General features: G+C 47.7%; 15 protein-coding genes and 1 pseudogene. 9 read left to right on the top strand and 7 right to left on the bottom strand.

Annotated elements, in window-relative coordinates; translation table 11 throughout:
- Positions 1–41 precede the first annotated feature (41 nt).
- The gene (locus H8S52_RS10435; RefSeq protein WP_032536671.1) at positions 42–353 is read right to left on the bottom strand and encodes a helix-turn-helix domain-containing protein; all 312 of its coding nucleotides are present in this window, start codon (positions 351–353) and stop codon (positions 42–44) included.
- Positions 354–418: 65 nt separating this feature from the next.
- On the opposite strand from H8S52_RS10435, the gene H8S52_RS10430 reads away from it, so the two are divergent.
- From H8S52_RS10430 to mobA, 3 genes are all read left to right on the top strand, one after another.
- Entirely contained in the window at positions 419–616 is a 198-nt protein-coding gene (locus H8S52_RS10430) for a hypothetical protein (RefSeq protein ID WP_032536659.1), read from the top strand.
- 303 nt (positions 617–919) lie between these two features.
- Complete coding sequence (locus tag H8S52_RS10425) at positions 920–1,387, top strand: DUF3408 domain-containing protein (protein WP_032536670.1); 468 nt, start codon at positions 920–922, stop codon at positions 1,385–1,387.
- Between the two features lie 279 nt (positions 1,388–1,666).
- Entirely contained in the window at positions 1,667–2,089 is a 423-nt protein-coding gene (gene mobA, locus H8S52_RS10420; protein WP_032536658.1) for a conjugal transfer protein MobA, read from the top strand.
- 23 nt (positions 2,090–2,112) lie between these two features.
- Here mobA and H8S52_RS10415 read toward each other — a convergent pair whose 3' ends face one another.
- Together H8S52_RS10415 and H8S52_RS10410 are read right to left on the bottom strand one after the other, a co-directional pair.
- A complete protein-coding gene (locus H8S52_RS10415) occupies positions 2,113–2,868 on the bottom strand; it encodes a LytTR family DNA-binding domain-containing protein (RefSeq protein WP_186909755.1) in 756 nt (251 codons plus the stop codon).
- Positions 2,849–3,934, bottom strand: coding sequence for a sensor histidine kinase (locus H8S52_RS10410; protein WP_186909754.1), 1,086 nt, complete (start codon positions 3,932–3,934; stop codon positions 2,849–2,851). The genes H8S52_RS10415 and H8S52_RS10410 overlap by 20 nt, the downstream gene beginning before the upstream one ends.
- Positions 3,935–4,225: 291 nt before the next feature.
- Here H8S52_RS10410 and H8S52_RS10405 point away from each other — a divergent pair, with 291 nt between their 5' ends.
- From H8S52_RS10405 to H8S52_RS10380, 6 genes and pseudogenes are all read left to right on the top strand, one after another.
- Entirely contained in the window at positions 4,226–4,765 is a 540-nt protein-coding gene (locus H8S52_RS10405) for a GNAT family N-acetyltransferase (RefSeq protein WP_333473178.1), read from the top strand.
- A complete protein-coding gene (locus H8S52_RS10400; protein ID WP_032536655.1) occupies positions 4,762–5,886 on the top strand; it encodes an efflux RND transporter periplasmic adaptor subunit in 1,125 nt (374 codons plus the stop codon). Before H8S52_RS10405 ends, H8S52_RS10400 begins: the two co-directional genes overlap by 4 nt.
- Complete coding sequence (locus tag H8S52_RS10395; protein WP_118122380.1) at positions 5,883–8,996, top strand: efflux RND transporter permease subunit; 3,114 nt, start codon at positions 5,883–5,885, stop codon at positions 8,994–8,996. The genes H8S52_RS10400 and H8S52_RS10395 overlap by 4 nt, the downstream gene beginning before the upstream one ends.
- The gene (locus tag H8S52_RS10390) at positions 8,997–10,355 is read left to right on the top strand and encodes an efflux transporter outer membrane subunit (protein WP_119204089.1); all 1,359 of its coding nucleotides are present in this window, start codon (positions 8,997–8,999) and stop codon (positions 10,353–10,355) included.
- A gap of 129 nt (positions 10,356–10,484) precedes the next feature.
- Positions 10,485–12,823: pseudogene (locus H8S52_RS10385) on the top strand (hybrid sensor histidine kinase/response regulator).
- Positions 12,820–14,124: a sigma-54 dependent transcriptional regulator gene (locus tag H8S52_RS10380; protein WP_032536786.1), complete on the top strand. Its 1,305-nt coding sequence runs from the start codon at positions 12,820–12,822 to the stop codon at positions 14,122–14,124. Before H8S52_RS10385 ends, H8S52_RS10380 begins: the two are co-directional and overlap by 4 nt.
- Before the next feature lie 58 nt (positions 14,125–14,182).
- Here H8S52_RS10380 and H8S52_RS10375 read toward each other — a convergent pair whose 3' ends face one another.
- The 4 genes from H8S52_RS10375 to H8S52_RS10360 form a co-directional block, all read right to left on the bottom strand.
- Complete coding sequence (locus tag H8S52_RS10375; protein WP_007480391.1) at positions 14,183–14,356, bottom strand: hypothetical protein; 174 nt, start codon at positions 14,354–14,356, stop codon at positions 14,183–14,185.
- 63 nt (positions 14,357–14,419) lie between these two features.
- Positions 14,420–14,962, bottom strand: a complete 543-nt coding sequence (locus H8S52_RS10370) for a toll/interleukin-1 receptor domain-containing protein (protein WP_007480392.1) — start codon at positions 14,960–14,962, stop codon at positions 14,420–14,422.
- Positions 14,963–14,969: 7 nt separating this feature from the next.
- Positions 14,970–15,950 carry a caspase family protein gene (locus H8S52_RS10365; protein WP_007480393.1) on the bottom strand — a complete coding sequence of 327 codons (981 nt, stop codon included), beginning with the start codon at positions 15,948–15,950 and terminating at the stop codon, positions 14,970–14,972.
- 12 nt (positions 15,951–15,962) lie between these two features.
- Entirely contained in the window at positions 15,963–16,370 is a 408-nt protein-coding gene (locus H8S52_RS10360) for a TIR domain-containing protein (RefSeq protein WP_007480394.1), read from the bottom strand.
- Positions 16,371–16,463 lie beyond the last annotated feature (93 nt).

Below are 16,463 nucleotides of genomic sequence, written 5' to 3'. Positions count from 1 at the left end.
TTAGTGGGTATTGTTAGTTTACTTCGTTCATTTCATCAAGTTTATATAGTTCTTCCTTTGAACTTCGCCTCTTTCCGCCTGTCCTCCACAACGGAAACAATGCGCTGTACGTCATCGGGACGGTAGTACGTCTTGTGGTTTATCTGCGAGTAAGCCAGCGTCCCATTGTCCCGCAGAGTCTGCAATGTGCGGGGACTGATGTTGAGCATCCGGCAAACGTCCTGATTGTCCATCCACTCGCCCATCTTCTTCTCTCCGTGCCGCCGACAGATGGCATCCATGCGACTGACGAAACGGTCGAACTTGGCGACCATCGCCTCAAAGGTCTTTCTTTCAATAGATACGATTTCCATATACATACTTTTTTATTGTTACTGTTTCTTTTGCCACAAAGGAATACATAATCTACTGCCTTGCAATGCATTTCCAGAAAGTGGCAGCGTGTTGCGCCGATACGGTAATCATTGTCCGGTATGCCGTCAGTCGATTATCTGCGACTGAAATTTCCATACTCTCTTTCTTTTCGTTACGTATTCCTTTTGCCGTAAAGGAATACATAATCTGTTATCCGGCAATGGATTTCCAGGAAGTGGAAGCATATGGTACAGGTTGGTAGAGGTTGGCACAGATTGGGGCTATATTCTTAATTCTTGAAATCAGGAATGTAAAAAGAGAGAAAACAAGGGCTTAATTCAAACCTGACTGTAATCGCACCTTTGTTCTTCCGGCTATTCAGATCCGGCAAATCTGTGAAGTCCTCACCGATATCTCTATCACCATAAAGCAAAGTCTCACAATATTGCCTAATCGAATCCAAGTTATTGATTGACTGTACTAAAACTTCTTACTTTGCTTGCAACAATCGGTCGAGGTACTGACCAAGACCACAGTAATAACTTAATCAACCTGTTTTATGACAATGAAAAGAGAACCAAGTATCAGTGAGCAGCAGGCTCGTGAAATCGTGGAAAGAATGGGACGCAGGGAATCCCGCAGTGAGAAGTCTATGGACGACTTCTACAGGAACATCGGTCTGAATCCGGAACAGCTGGCACAACCCGGCAAGACCGTCACGAAAAAAGCGGAAACAGCGACGGTGGATGAACCGTCAGGCGAAACACCCCAAGAAGTGGCAGTGCCACAGAAGCGTGTCAGCAGCAAACAACGCAAGCTGTCGCTGGACGAGTACCGTACCACTTACCTGCGAGTACCCAAGATAACCGACCGTAAGCCCGTGTTTGTCAGCGGCGAGGTGCGCGACAGCTTGGACAGGATAGTCCGTTACTTCGGCAGCAGGGGTATGAGCGCATCGGGAATGGTCGAGAACCTTGTCCGCCTGCACCTTGAAACCTACCGGGATGACATCGAGCAGTGGCGCAAGCTCTGAGCGGATTGTAGTGGAACCGGTCAAGCCGGTGGATACACTCCATCGGTTTGACCGATACACCGGAAGAGTTATTGTACTGACAAGCCAATCCGACAGGCGGAGGATTCTTGTGTCCTCAAAGACACAGCAAGATATATTTTCAGTTACTCCGGTTGATTCCGGTAACTGAAAATCCTTGCACTGCCGTGGGCAGAATTATCCTCCGCAGTCGGATAATTTCCAAGTTTTTTAATCAGAGATTAGACCATGTATGAACCATTAAATAGAAAGGACAAGACAATGAAAAAGACCAGTAAGTACGGGAGAAATCCCAAGTTGAATCCGAAGACGCACTGCGTAATGGTGCGCTTCGACGATATGGAATGGAACAGATTCCTTACGATGTACGAGGAATCACAGATGTACGCAAAAGCCGTTTTCCTCAAAGCGCATTTCTTCGGGCAGAAGTTCAAGGTGCTGAAGGTGGACAAGGCGATGTTGGAATATTGCACCAAGTTGTCCGACTTTCACGCCCAGTTCCGTGGCATCGGCACGAACTACAACCAAGTAGTAAAGGAATTACGCTGCCATTTTTCGGAGAAAAAGGCGATGGCATTGCTCTACAAGTTGGAGAAACATACCATTGACCTTGTGAAACTGAGCCGGGAGATTATGGAACTTTCACGGGAGATGTATGCCAAGTGGGAACAACGGAAGGAATAAATTCGAAGAAGACACTTTAGGCCTCACCTGTCTATCCACTCTTTCAGCCGTTGAGCCTTCTCCTTACTGACTGTGATTCTTGTGTCAGGATACCCCTTCAAGCGGACAATAAGTTTGCCGCCGAAATAATTGCCAAGAAACAATACGTGTTCCACGTTGATGATGTACTGGCGGGTGGCACGGAAAAAACAGTCCGGGTTGAGTTGCTGTTCAAGTTCGTCCATTGACACATTGACGGCTTCGGAAGTTCCGTTATTGAGGCGGAGGTAAACGGTTTTATTCTCCAATTCAATGTGGTTGATGTCTGAGACACGAACTGTCTTATAGCCGTCACGATAGGGCAATAGGAAGCGTTCCCTATAGCGGAATTGGTTCTTCTGTAAGGCATCGAAAAGCTGCCGAAGGTTCTCGTCGGCATAATTCCTGCCTGTTTTGATGGCTTTGTCTATGGCTGCTTCAAGCTCATCGGCATCCACTGGCTTCAGGAGATAGTCGAAACTATTGAACTTGAAAGCCTGTACCGCATATTCATCGTATGCGGTGGTGAATATGATGGGGACGGTTGCCGGGGCGTATTTCAGAGCCTCGAAACTCAGGCCGTCGGTAAGGCGGATATCCGCAAGGATAAGGTCTGCCGCCTTGCCTGATTGGAAAAACTCGACCGTCTCTTTTATGCTTGCCAGTGGACCTTCGATTGTGAACGTTGTGTCAATACCGTTCAGCAGTCTTATGAGGCGCATGGCGTTACGCTGCTCGTCTTCAAGAACCAGTATCTTCATGTGTCATGATGTTTTTAATGATAGGTAAACTCACCGAATAGAAGTTTTCGGTATTCTCTATCTTAACCTTTTTGTCACAGAGCAAGGCGTACCGCTCCATGATATTTTTATGTCCCAAACCCGTTGATTCCATTCGCGACAGCAAAGGAGATTTAAGATTATGCACAGTAATGTAGTTCTCCGATGATGTAATAGAAATAAACAGCGGATGCTCCATTGAGAAGCCGTTGTGCTTTATTGCGTTCTCCACAAGAAGCTGCAACACGGCAGGAGGCAGAAATCCCTTACATTCCTTGACCTCCGGACTGATTTTCGCAATGACACCTCCGCCGTGACGTACTTTCATCAGAAACAGGTACGAATCCAGAAACCTTATTTCGTCTGCAACGGGTATCAGGTCCCGGTCTAAATTTACAATAATGTACCGGTACACTTTCGACAGGTTGTTCAGGAACTTCCCGGCAAGCCCCGCATCTTCCTCAATCAGCTCCAGCAGGTTGTTGAAGTTGTTGAACATGAAATGCGGGTTGATTTGCAGTTTCAGGGAGTTGAGTTGTGACTGCAAGGCGATTTCCTTTTCCTTCATCAGTGCCATTTCAAGCGCCTGCTTCTCGTCGCGTGCCTTGATGTAGGATTGCAAGTAGAAAGTATTGGCATAGACACTTGACAGGAAGGTGGCTATCATGGCAAAAGTATATGCGCCTTTCATGTTGAGAAGTTCGTCAAGAACACTATTCCCTGGTCCGCTCCAAAGAAAATTAAAAAGTGAGATCATACCGAAAGCCTCCAGATTGTTGAGCATCAGCAGGCACGAGGCATATACGATGACCCTGACATAAGAGGCTTTGAACGGGAACACATTGAACACGATATAACAGAATCCCAGTGAGGTGTATGTGAAAAGCATACACAGCAGGAAATCCACCATATAATCTATCAGTGCCATTTCCGGCAACTGACGGGCGGTCTCGTAATCAAGAACCAACCAAATGATGATATATAATAGATAGGAGACGGCCGAGAGCAGAAGACCGTTCTTCCAGTTAATCTTTTTCCCTTTATCCATACCTCATGCAAAGTTACTTCATATTCCACAAAGATAATACTTTACTCCTCATTTGACTGGATAAGATAGGCTGAAACAGATAAAACCGTATTTGAAATGGATAAAATGAGTATCGAAACGAACGGTAATTTCTCTTAGAGATACACAACTATGATTTATTAGGACCTACGTTAGCCAATATTTCGGAAGCCGCTTTCGTCGTTTCGGAAGTAGTTTTCTCCGTTTCGATGGTATGCCGATTGTCTGCACAATGGGCACAAAAGATCTTTGCACCCAAAATTTGCGATAAGTATGATTATTGAAACAGAACATCTCATCATCAGAGACTTCCAGAAAAAGGATGCCGCAGGTTTATTGGAATACCTTTCTCATCCGCGTGTCAATTGTTTTGTCGGCGACCGCCTGTGTCCCGTGGAATCGGCACTGGCTTATATATCCAATTCGCCTAAGGATATGCTACGCTATGCCGTGTGTCTGAAAGAAGACGATTTCATCATTGGCGATGTTTTCGCCTTGCGCGAATATACCGACACATTTAGTGTAGGCTGGCACTTCAACCAACGCTTTGAAGGCAAGGGATTGGCATACGAAGCGGCAACAGGACTGCTGGATTATCTTTTCCATGACAGCGGCGCACGGCGTATCTATGGATTTGTAGAAGACGATAATCTGCGGTCAAAAAGATTGTGTGAACGTCTCGGAATGAGACATGAAGGATGTATGAAGGAATTTATCTCGTTTGTATGCCATCCCGACGGCGCACCACGCTATGAGGACACCTGCATCTATGCGATATTAAATAAAGAATGGAAAAGTAACAGACAAAGATGATGAATAGACGAACATGGATTGCCGGCATCACGGCAACAACCCTGCTGGCTGCTTCATTGGCAGCCTGCAAACAGGAACAGCAAGGAGAGGAAACGGGACAGGCATTGCCCGTCATGGTGGTTTCTTCCCAACCCATTGAATTGGAAGAAACCTATTCCGCTTCGATTCGCGGACGACAGGATGTGGACATCATACCTCAAGTATCGGGTCGCATCATCCGCCTGTGCGTGAAAGAGGGAGAGCAAGTAGCGACAGGGCAAGTGCTGGCTGTCATTGACCAAACGCCCTATCAGGCTGCACTGCGCATCGCAATCGCCAATGTCAGCGCGGCACGGGCAAAAGTGGAAACAGCGCGTATCGAGTTGAACGGCAAACAGTCGCTGTTCGATGAAAAAGTCATATCCGATTACGAACTGTCTGTTGCCCGAAACCAATTAGTAGTGGCACAGGCAGAGCTGGAACAAGCAAAAGCTCAGGAAGCAAATGCCCGGAACGAGCTGTCATACACCGAAATCAAGAGTCCGAGTAACGGGGTTATAGGCACGCTCCCTTACCGCGTCGGCGCACTCGTCGGTCCCACCATCGAACAACCGTTTACAGTGGTGTCGGACAATTCGGAAATGTATGCCTATTTCTCCATTTCGGAAAACAAACTTAGGCAGTTCGAGGCCAGATATGGTTCGATTGACAGAATCATATGTGAAATGCCTCCGATTAGCCTCCAACTTAACAATGGTTCCGTCTATGGGAAACAAGGGAAAATAGAGACCATCAGCGGAATAGTCAATCCCACGACCGGTGCCGTACAGATAAAGGCCCTGTTTCCCAACATCAACAGGCATCTGCTGAGCGGAACCATCGGCAACGTCATCCTGCAAGTGCTGAATACGGATGCCATCCTGATTCCCATGACCGCCACCGTGGAACTACAGGACAAGATTATCGCCTACCGCCTTAAAAACGGAAAGGCCGAAGCTGCCTACCTGACCGTAGACCGCCTGAACGACGGCAACCACTTCGTTGTAGAGCAGGGCTTGTCCGTCGGCGACACCCTCATCACCGAAGGTGTGGGGCAGCTAAAGGAAGGAATGATTGTCACACCTAAAACCACAAAACCATGAACCTGCGTTTCTTCATAGACCGACCGGTATTTTCGGGTGTCATCTCCGTGGTGATTGTCCTGATGGGCGTTATCGCCATACAAGCCCTCCCCGTGGAGCAATATCCCGACATCGCCCCGCCCACCATCAACGTATGGGCTACCTATCCCGGCGCGAATGCCGAGACGGTGCAGAAAGCCGTGATTGTTCCTCTGGAAGAGGCCATCAACGGCGTGGAGGACATGACCTACATGACCTCCACGGCATCCAATACAGGCGATGCTTCCATCAACATCTATTTCAAGCAGGGTGCCAACGCCGACATGGCGGCGGTCAATGTGCAGAACCGGGTGAACGGCGTGTTGAGCCAGCTTCCGGCAGAAGCGACCAAGACCGGCGTCACCACCGAGAAGCAGCAGAACGCCGAGTTGCTGACATTCGCCCTCTATAGCCCCGACAACCGTTTCGACCAGACCTTTCTCAACAATTACGTGAAGATTAACGTGGAGCCGCGATTGAAACGTATCGGCGGTGTGGGAAAGGCACAACTGTTCGGTTCCAACTACAGTATGCGCCTCTGGTTGCGCCCCGACAAGATGGCACAGTACGGACTGATTCCCGATGACATCTCCTCCGTGCTGGCGAAGCAGAACATCGAGGCGGCAACCGGTTCGTTCGGAGCCAATCACCCCACGGCAAACGAATACACGATGAAGTATCGCGGCCGCCTCTCCACAGCGGAAGAGTTCGGCGAGCTGGTCATCAAGTCCCTGCCCGGGGGTGATGTGTTGCGGCTGAAAGATGTCGCCGACGTGGAGTTGGGCGATGAATACTACAGCTATTCCACCGAAGTGAACGGACATCCGGCTGCCTTCATGCTCATCAACCAGAAAGCGGGCTCCAACGCTTCAAGCACCATCAATGAGATTCACGAGGTGCTCGATGAAATTGAACGCGACCTGCCGGAAGGTGCGGAGTTTGTGGTGCTGACCGATACCAACAAGTTCCTGTATGCCTCCATCAATTCTGTCATACGGACGCTTATCGAGGCGATACTTCTGGTTATCGTGGTGGTGTATGTGTTCTTGCAGGACATCAAGTCCACGCTCATTCCCACGGTTTCCATCTTCGTCTCCATCATCGGCACGTTTGCCGTGATGTCGCTGATAGGCTTTTCCATCAACCTGCTCACGCTTTTCGCCCTTGTGCTTGCCATCGGCACGGTGGTGGACGATGCCATCGTGGTGGTGGAGGCGGTGCAGGCGAAGTTCGACGAAGGCTACCAGTCGCCGGTACTTGCCGCCGATGATGCCATGAAGGGCGTTTCGTCCGCCATTCTCACCTCTACCATTATCTTTATGGCGGTGTTTATCCCTGTGGCAATGATGGGCGGCACTTCCGGGGCGTTCTATGCCCAGTTCGGTATCACGATGGCGGTTGCCGTGGGCATATCGGCTATCAATGCGTTCACCCTTTCTCCGGCGTTGTGTGCTTTGTTCCTGAAACCTTATATCGACGAGCACGGAAACACGAAGAACAATTTTGCGGCACGCTTCCGTAAGGCATTTAATGCCGTATTCGAGCGTCTGAGCCGCCGTTATGTGCGTGGTGTACTGTATATCATCCATTGCCGATGGTTGCTGTGGGGAACGATTGCCGCCTCGTTCGGGTTGCTGGTCTTGCTGGTCAATATCACGAAGACAGGACTTATTCCGCAGGAAGACACCGGCACGGTGATGGTAAGCATGAACACAAAGCCCGGCTCCTCCATGGCGCAGACCAACAAGGTGATGGCGCGTATCAACAACCGTCTTGACAGCATCTCTGAGATTGAGTACAGCGGAGCGGTCGGAGGATTCTCATTCAGCGGTTCCGGTCCTTCACAGGCAATGTATTTCATGACACTTAAAGATTGGAACCAACGCAAGGATGAAGGGCAATCGGTGGATGACGTGATAGGCAAGATTTATGCCGCTACCGCTGATGTTCCCGATGCCACGGTGTTTGCCATGTCACCGCCGATGATTGCCGGCTACGGCATGGGCAACGGTTTTGAACTCTACTTGCAGGACAAAACGGGCGGAGACGTTGCCGCATTCAAGAAGGAGGCTGATAAATTTGTAGAGGCACTGTCCCGCCGTCCCGAAATCGGAGAGGTCTATTCGTCTTTTGCCGCAGACTATCCTCAGTATTGGGTGGATATTGACGCGGCGAAATGCGAGCAGTCGGGCGTATCTCCTGCCGATGTGTTGTCCACGCTTTCCGGGTATTATACCGGGTCGTATGTATCGGACTTCAACCGTTTCTCCAAACTCTATCACGTCACTATGCAGGCACCGGCGGAGTACCGCATCAATACGGAGTCGCTCAACCTGATGTACGTGCGTACTTCCGATGGCAGCATGGCACCGCTGAGCCAGTTCGTGCGCCTGACCAAGACCAACGGACCTTCCGACCTTACGCGCTTCAACCTTTTCAATGCCATCGCCATCAACGGCTCTCCGGCATCGGGCTACAGTTCCGGTCAGGCCATCAAGGCGATTGGCGAGACGGCACGTGAGGTGCTTCCTGCCACTTGCAGCTACGAGTTCGGGGGATTATCGCGTGAGGAGAGCAAGACCACCAACAATGCCGCAATGATATTCATGCTCTGTATGGTCTTGATATACCTGATACTGTGCGCCCTCTACGAAAGCGTGTTCATCCCGTTTGCCGTGTTGCTGTCCGTGCCTTGCGGACTGATGGGCAGCTTCCTGTTCGCATGGATGTTCGGATTGGAGAACAACATTTATATGCAGACCGGACTGATCATGATTATCGGACTGCTTGCCAAGACCGCCATTCTGCTGACCGAATATGCTGGTAAGCGACGGTCGGAAGGCATGACATTGGCACAGGCGGCATACAGCGCGGCAAAGGTTCGCCTGCGCCCTATCCTGATGACCGTCTTGTCGATGGTGTTCGGTCTTATTCCGCTGATGATGGCCCATGGCGTGGGTGCCAATGGCAGCCGCTCGCTTGCCACAGGTGTAATAGGCGGCATGATAGTGGGTACATTGGCATTGCTGTTCCTCGTGCCGTCGCTGTTCATCACATTTCAATACATTCAAGAACGAGTTAAACGTAATTAAATGAAGAAGACAACCATATTTATATTATCAACTTTGATGCTTACCGGCTGCGGCACATACAGCCGGTATCATCGGGCTGGCATCCGGACAGAAAATCTGTATTGGAACTTATCTGTTGATATTGATACAACAAACATCGCCTCCATGTCATGGCGGGAGATGTTCACCGACCGGGAACTTCAGTCTTTGATTGAGGCAGGACTTGAGCAAAATACAGACCTCAATGTGGCACGCCTGCGGGTTGAAGCGGCTGAGGCAGCTTTGATGACGGCAAAACTGTCCTATCTCCCTTCATTGGGAATCAATGCCGAAGGTGGTGGTAGCCGCTACGATGGGGCGACCGCAAAGACATACAATGTCAGGGCGACCGCAAGTTGGGAACTGGATATATTCGGTAAATTCACGGCTGCGAAGCGTGGCGCGGTTGTCGCATGGCAGGGAAGTCGTGACTATCAGCAAGCCGTACAGACACAACTCATCGCCACGATAGCAGACAGTTATTATACACTTGCCTTGCTTGACGAACAAATGTCTATAAACAATCGGACTTTGGAAAACTGGCGGGCTACCGTGCGCACACTCGAAGCGTTGAAAAAGGTGGGCAAGGCGAATGAAGCCGGGGTATTGCAGGCAAAGGCAAACGTGATGCAACTTGAATCATCGCAACTGGCTATATGCAAAAGTGTCTCTGAAACAGAGAATGCTTTGTCTGCGATACTTGCCATGCCTTCGCAACCGATTGAACGGAGTAGCCTGGACGAAGCATCCTTCCCTGATACTATCTCTATCGGAGTTCCTTTGCAGTTGCTTTCCAATCGTCCCGATGTGCGTCAGGCTGAAATGGAACTGGCACAAGCGTTTTACGCCACCCATGTAGCCCGCTCTGCCTTCTACCCCAATATCACTCTTTCGGGCACATTGGGTTGGACTAACAATGGAGGTGGAGCAATCACCAATCCCGGACAATGGTTGTTCAACGCCATCGGTTCCCTGACACAACCGCTATTCAACCGTGGCACGAATATCGCCAACTTGAAGATTGCACAAACTAAACAGGAAGAAGCCAAATTATTATTCCAACAGTCATTGCTGAACGCAGGAAAGGAGGTGAACGATGCATTAACCACCTGGCAGACGGCTAAGTCGCAATATGAGATAAACACCCGGCAGGTTGAAACCTTGCGTGAAGCTGTGCGAAAGACAGAACTGCTGATGAGCCATTCTTCCACCAGCTATCTGGAAGTGCTTACAACACAACAATCCCTGCTGAGCGCAGAACAAGCACAGGCGCAGGACAGGTTTGGCGAGATACAGGGAATCATCAACCTCTACCATGCTTTGGGTGGAGGATGCAGGTAAAAAACGAAGCGGCGCTTCGCAATTATCAAAGTCAGACATTGACAAATCAAGGGTGAAAGAAAAGGAAATAAGAGGCACTGCCCATGAGTCAAAGAAATTTGCGGGCTGTTTGATAAAAAGAATATATGAATGAAACTGAATTTCATGAGTACGAGATTTCTCCGCATACTGGTTGCCGCTGGTTACCTGTTGATGTGCCTGTTGGCAGGTGGGATCATGTATCTGTGGCATTATGAATGGAAAGAGATTGAGGCATTGGAAACGGAGAACCAACGGATAAACAACTTCCGCCAAGAAATACATCATGTTTACGGTGAAATGACCGGGCTTTCTCTTTTGGGCGAAAGTGTGTTGGAGTGGGAAGACGAGGATTTGGAGCATTACCATATTCGGCGTATGGCAGTGGACAGTATGCTATGCCGTTTCAAAACGGTTTATCCAGCAAGACAAATAGACAGTGTGCGCCACTTGTTGGAAAGCAAGGAAAGGTTACTTCAGGGCATTGTGGAAGTATTAGATGAACAGGAAAGTTTGAACCAGAGGATTGCCGAGCGTGTACCCGTCATTGCGGCAAGAAGCGCACAGGAACAACCACAGAAGTCGAAACGTAAAGGTTTCTTAGGTTTGTTTGGCAAAAAAGAAAAGCCGAAAACAACCGCCACGACTAACATGCTCCATGCACTGAACAGCAAGGAGATAGCACAACAACAGGCACAAAGCCGCCGTTTAGCAGCACAAACCAACAGCCTCGCCATGCGTAACAATAAGCTGAACCGACAACTGCAATCGCTTATCGGGCAGATGGACAGGAAAATAGAAAGTGACTTGCAAGGGCGTGAGATGGAAATAACCGCCATGCGTGAACGTTCGTTCCTGCAAATCGGCAGTCTGACAGGTTGTCTCTTTCTTCTTTTGGTTGTTTCTTATATCATTATTCACAGGGATATACGCCGTATTATACGGTATAAATCAAAGACAGTCAGCCTGATAAAGCAACTCTATGAATCAGATATGCAAAACAAGGAACTGATTTCCTCCCGCAAGAAAGCCATGCACACCATTACCCATGAACTGCGCACACCGCTGACAGCCATACACGGCTATGCGGAACTGATACAAGGACACGATACGGACAACATAAGCCGCTATGCAGAAAGTATCTTACAGGCAGCCGGTAGGATGATTGCCATGTTGAACACATTACTTGACTTTTTCCGGCTGGATAGTGGAAAGGAGAATGCGAATAGCGCCCCGTTTCGATTGCAGGGCATGGCAGACGCTTTATTGACAGAATTTATTCCTTTGGCGGAAGCAAAAGACTTGCGTTTTACGGTGGAATGTTGCGATGATGTTATCCTGATGGGTGACAAGGAGCGCATCATGCAGGTCTGCGGCAATCTTTTATCCAATGCTGTCAAGTTCACGCAAAGCGGAAACGTATCGTTTCGTATGGAATATAACGGTAGTGTTCTTTCTATTGTAGTTGAAGATACAGGCAACGGAATGAGTGGAGAAGAACAGCAACGTGTGTTTGGTGCATTTGAACGTCTCTCCAATGCCGCCACACAGGACGGTTTCGGATTGGGCTTGTCGATAGTGAAACGTATCGTGGATATGTTGGACGGTACAATCCGGTTGGACAGCGAGAAAGGCAAAGGCAGTCGTTTCACAATAGAATTACCCATGCAAACCGCTGATATTGCTGGCATCGAAAAGAAGAAAATGCAAGAGCAATATCAAGAGCCATACTTTGAACGCTCATATTCGGTCATTATGTTGGACGACAACGACATTCTTCTTTCGATGGCAAGGGATATGTATGCTCATTACGGCATCCATTGCGAGATATGCAACAATACGGGCGACCTTATGGAAGCCATACGTACAAATGACTACGACCTGCTGATTACCGACTTGAAGATGCCGGAAACGAACGGCTACGAGGTGTTGGAACTTCTCCGTTCATCGGACATCGGTAACTCGAAGACCATTCCTGTGGTAGTCGCTACGGCATCGGGAAGCTGTACCGAAGAAGAACTGCTGTCACAAGGCTTTTCCGCCTGCCTGTTCAAACCGTTTGACCTGTCGGAACTGATGGCGGTGTCGGAGAAATGCCTTTCCCCCTTGCTGTCTGACAAGGAGGAACAGCCCGACCTGACATCCTTGTTGGCGTATGGCGACAAGGTGGCAATGCTCGACAAGCTGATAACCGAGACGGAAAAGGATATGCAAGCCATAAAGGAAGCTGGGGCAATGCTTGCCGCAAGGCTTTGGATATACAGGTACATCGTTTGCGCAGTTCGTGGGCGGTAATCCGTGCAGACAAACCACTCAGGGAGCTGCACCGCCTATTGCGTATGGAGGAGAATTGTGCGGACGAAGAAATCAGCAAAGCCATAGATGCAATGTTGGCTATGGGTAACAAGATAGTGGGACAAGCTAAAACACGAAAGGAGGACAAGCAATGAAAGTAATAGTGGTAGAGGACAATCCCGTATATAACGATTATATCTGCAACCTTTTGAAGAAAGGCGGTTTCGACACCGCACAGGCGTATCGGCTTTCCACCGCCAAGAAATTGTTGATGAAAGCCGGAGAGGAATACATCGTGCTTGCCGACCTTCGTCTGCCTGACGGAGAGGGTATCGACCTGTTACGATGGATGCGCAAGGAGGAAAAGCCGCAACCGTTTATCGTCATGACCGACTATGCCGAGGTGCATACGGCGGTGGAAAGTATGAAACTCGGCTCTGCCGATTATATCCCCAAACTGTTGGTGGAGGACAGGCTTGTCCCTCTCATCCGTTTACTGCACAAGGCACAGGAACAGAAAAGGCAGGGGCAGGTGCCAATATTCGTCCGTCAGGGAGCGGCATATCAGGAAATCAAGCGGCGTGTCCGGTTGGTTGCGCCCACCCGTTTGGGAGTGCTGATATGCGGAGAGAACGGCACGGGCAAGGAACACATCGCCCGTTATGTGCATACCCAAAGCAAACGTGCGGAAAAACCTTTCGTAACGGTGGACTGTGGAGCGTTGTCCCCGACATTGGCACAGTCCGCCTTCTTCGGACACGTCAAAGGGGCATTTACGGGAGCAGATTCTGCCCATGTGGGGTATTTTCAGGAAGCCGAAGGCGGCACATTGTTCCTTGACGAAGTGGGCAACCTTCCGATGGAAATGCAGCGTATGTTACTCCGTGTCATACAGGAACACCGCTATCGTCCGATAGGAGCGAAAGAGGACAAGACCGCCGACGTACGTATCGTGGCGGCTACTAACGACGACTTGCAGAAAGCCGTCACCGAAAAGCGTTTCCGTGAGGACTTGCTCTATCGCCTGAAAGAATACACGATAACCGTACCACCCTTGCGTGACTGTCAAGAGGACATATTGCCGTTGGCGGAGTTCTTTCTCGGACTGGCGAACAAGGAACTGGAGCGTAACATCAAAGGATTCAATGCTTCCGCCAATAACATCCTGCTTGCCTATCCGTGGCCGGGCAACGTCCGTGAATTAAAACAAAAGATACAGACGGCTGTCCTGCACGCGGAAGGCAACATGATAACTGATAACGATTTGGAGTTAGGCAGAGAACAGCTATCTTCCTTTCCTTCCAGCTTCGCTCTCAAAAGTGAAGCAGAAGAGAAAGAACGGATTATCCGTGCCTTAGAGCAGGCGAAGGGAAAGAGACATCTTGCTGCCAAGTTGTTGGGAATAGGCAGGACAACGCTGTATAAAAAGATGAAAGAATATGGAATTGAATTGTAAATTGTAACCATAAGCAGTAAACAAGGGCAAGTATCAAACTCTTGCCCTCGTTAAAAACTCACTTTTCTTTTCGCACACCCTTAAACGGGGTACCATCTTGTTTGACATCCATGAAACGCCCGGTATCTTTATCTCTTTTTACCCATTGTTCTGTTTTGGGATTAAAAACCTGTGAACGATTTTTCACTGCGCCATTGCGATGTCCGTCTCCAGACGGTGGATTTGTTGCCATATTCTTCCTTATTATGCACATCTCGAATTATGCAGTCGAGAACACACTGCTTGATGTTACAAATTATTTCCGTATATACGAATTAATATCTTCCCCATAAATAGAATATTGCTCTGTGAAAACTCTCATTTCTTCTCTAATTCCATAAGGCATAATGTAAGGATAAAGAAGTAGATATTCACGCCGAGGACTTACAGGCTTAGCATCTTTCGTAACAGGCATAATCATACATTTGCCTGTATGTCCATCTACTACCCCTAATTCCCATGGCATCCAATTACTTTTTCCAGCATCAGGCGATTGAGCGTAAATTAAAGATTTGCTATTCTTTAATCTTTGCTGTATCCTTTTCGCAGTATTTTTATCTGTCTCATTTCTTTTCATGTTAGCATCGACAATACAGTCAAGATAGACCTTGAATCCCATGTTTGATAAAGCATAAAATATACCTTTTACAACATCCGAATCGGAAATGTTGTAAGAAAGAAATATATCAAACTGCTCATTCATTGGTAATCCTTGATAATTATCGCTGTATGTGCGTTGCTCGTAAAGAGACATTCTGTTCGTTATGGCACGAAAATGTGCCTCGCTAAAATATTCCATATTCAAATTAAATTCTTCCTTCGTTTACTAATCTCCAATAATATTTTCCTAACTCTGTTAACTTACATCCGGTACTATGCATTGCTGCAAAGTACATAAATTCTTCATCTATAGGTTTCACAAATCCTATGCTTTGTAGTTTTTGCAGCAGTTTAAATTTCTTAACATTATTTAGGTCTGCATAGGGTATTACGTATTCATGATGCACAGACGGGTCGTTTGTGTCCTCGAAAGATGGATCTAGTGCTATATCTTTATTCGGATCCACAAACAAGTTTGTTAGTTCACGAATGACTGACAACGACACTTGTGGTTCTACTTTACGTAATGGTGCAAATTCTGTAACATTGGTTTTAAAGACTGGTCTTTGGTCCCATGGTCCAAAAGAACGATCAATGTATGCATACACACCACCTATAGTAATATTCCCACAGAAATCTGATGCTCCTCCATTAAGTCCAGCGCAGAGTAACTCTGTGAAAAGGCCATGGCCACCAGCTTCCATCGCAACTTCATCTTCACGACAAGCTGTTAGAATAGAAACTCCTGTATTTAAAATGCTGCCAGCATCTTGAAGATTATACTTCCCCATATTTCCAGAATGACAGCAGTCTAAGATTACAACTTTGTTATGAACATGAGAATTATTGACAATATTCATTATAGTTGACATCTGTATTCCTGTATAGTACAGACCGGGAGTGGATATGTCCTGTGGCATAACAATCTCTGCTCCTGTGTTATTTGCGTAACCGTGCCCAGAGAAATATAAAAGAGCTGTATCATTATCTCCAGCAAAAAGTTTTTGAATAGCCTCCATTACTTCTCCTGAAGTCTGTACATTTGGCATCATTTTAACTCCAAAATTCGGAGAACCATCGCCATGTCGTTCAATTACAGCTTTAACGTTATTGATATCCTCTATACATCCTGTCAGTTCATTTCCCGCAGGATAATCATTGATTCCAATTAACAGTGCTTTTTTCATACGGCCTCTGTGTTAAAGGTATTGATATATAGCATATTCTCGAACCGCGTTTGCGACGGATTTGGCATTCCAGCCAACAATGACATCAGCTACATTTTTCACAACAGAAGATGTGCGTTCTGCCCCCCATGGTTGAACCGCAATAATTGGTTTGCGATATTTCTGTGCCATTTCAATTTCTTTGTTAATCCACTTGCTATAAGTGGCATATACTCCAGCAAGGATAATGACACAACTACACCCTTTAACTTTTGCTTCTATTGCATCAGATAATTGCTTGTCTGAGCCATTTGTATGAATGGGGTCATTCTGGGGGACAGAATGGTTGTAAAAGCGAATACCTTCTTGACGTAAAAATAATTCAATTTTGTCATAATCGCTTGAATATGACCACGAATGCGAAATAAATATTCTGTACATAATACAAGAGTGTGAACTCTCTGGTCCTTCACCAGGGTCTTAATTTCGAATTCACGATGCAAATATACAAACTTTTTCAGTATTATATATTCA

Origin of the sequence: Bacteroides sp. NSJ-48 (assembly GCF_014287405.1) — a bacterium.
GTDB classification, from domain to species: domain Bacteria; phylum Bacteroidota; class Bacteroidia; order Bacteroidales; family Bacteroidaceae; genus Bacteroides; species Bacteroides stercoris.
Note: the sequence above shows the minus strand (reverse complement) of the source record. Positions and strands in the feature narration are given on the sequence as shown.

What these genes read in the sequence shown, in the direction of transcription:
- H8S52_RS10400 (WP_032536655.1), top strand. Translation starts at nt 4,762, where the DNA reads ATGATGAATAGACGAACATGGATTGCCGGCATCACGGCAACAACCCTG.
- H8S52_RS10370 (WP_007480392.1), bottom strand. Translation starts at nt 14,962, where the DNA reads ATGGAATATTTTAGCGAGGCACATTTTCGTGCCATAACGAACAGAATG.
- H8S52_RS10375 (WP_007480391.1), bottom strand. Translation starts at nt 14,356, where the DNA reads ATGGCAACAAATCCACCGTCTGGAGACGGACATCGCAATGGCGCAGTG.
- H8S52_RS10435 (WP_032536671.1), bottom strand. Translation starts at nt 353, where the DNA reads ATGGAAATCGTATCTATTGAAAGAAAGACCTTTGAGGCGATGGTCGCC.
- H8S52_RS10395 (WP_118122380.1), top strand. Translation starts at nt 5,883, where the DNA reads ATGAACCTGCGTTTCTTCATAGACCGACCGGTATTTTCGGGTGTCATC.
- H8S52_RS10390 (WP_119204089.1), top strand. Translation starts at nt 8,997, where the DNA reads ATGAAGAAGACAACCATATTTATATTATCAACTTTGATGCTTACCGGC.
- H8S52_RS10410 (WP_186909754.1), bottom strand. Translation starts at nt 3,934, where the DNA reads ATGGATAAAGGGAAAAAGATTAACTGGAAGAACGGTCTTCTGCTCTCG.
- H8S52_RS10380 (WP_032536786.1), top strand. Translation starts at nt 12,820, where the DNA reads ATGAAAGTAATAGTGGTAGAGGACAATCCCGTATATAACGATTATATC.
- H8S52_RS10405 (WP_333473178.1), top strand. Translation starts at nt 4,226, where the DNA reads ATGATTATTGAAACAGAACATCTCATCATCAGAGACTTCCAGAAAAAG.
- mobA (WP_032536658.1), top strand. Translation starts at nt 1,667, where the DNA reads ATGAAAAAGACCAGTAAGTACGGGAGAAATCCCAAGTTGAATCCGAAG.
- H8S52_RS10365 (WP_007480393.1), bottom strand. Translation starts at nt 15,950, where the DNA reads ATGAAAAAAGCACTGTTAATTGGAATCAATGATTATCCTGCGGGAAAT.
- H8S52_RS10425 (WP_032536670.1), top strand. Translation starts at nt 920, where the DNA reads ATGAAAAGAGAACCAAGTATCAGTGAGCAGCAGGCTCGTGAAATCGTG.
- H8S52_RS10415 (WP_186909755.1), bottom strand. Translation starts at nt 2,868, where the DNA reads ATGAAGATACTGGTTCTTGAAGACGAGCAGCGTAACGCCATGCGCCTC.
- H8S52_RS10360 (WP_007480394.1), bottom strand. Translation starts at nt 16,370, where the DNA reads ATGTACAGAATATTTATTTCGCATTCGTGGTCATATTCAAGCGATTAT.
- H8S52_RS10430 (WP_032536659.1), top strand. Translation starts at nt 419, where the DNA reads ATGCATTTCCAGAAAGTGGCAGCGTGTTGCGCCGATACGGTAATCATT.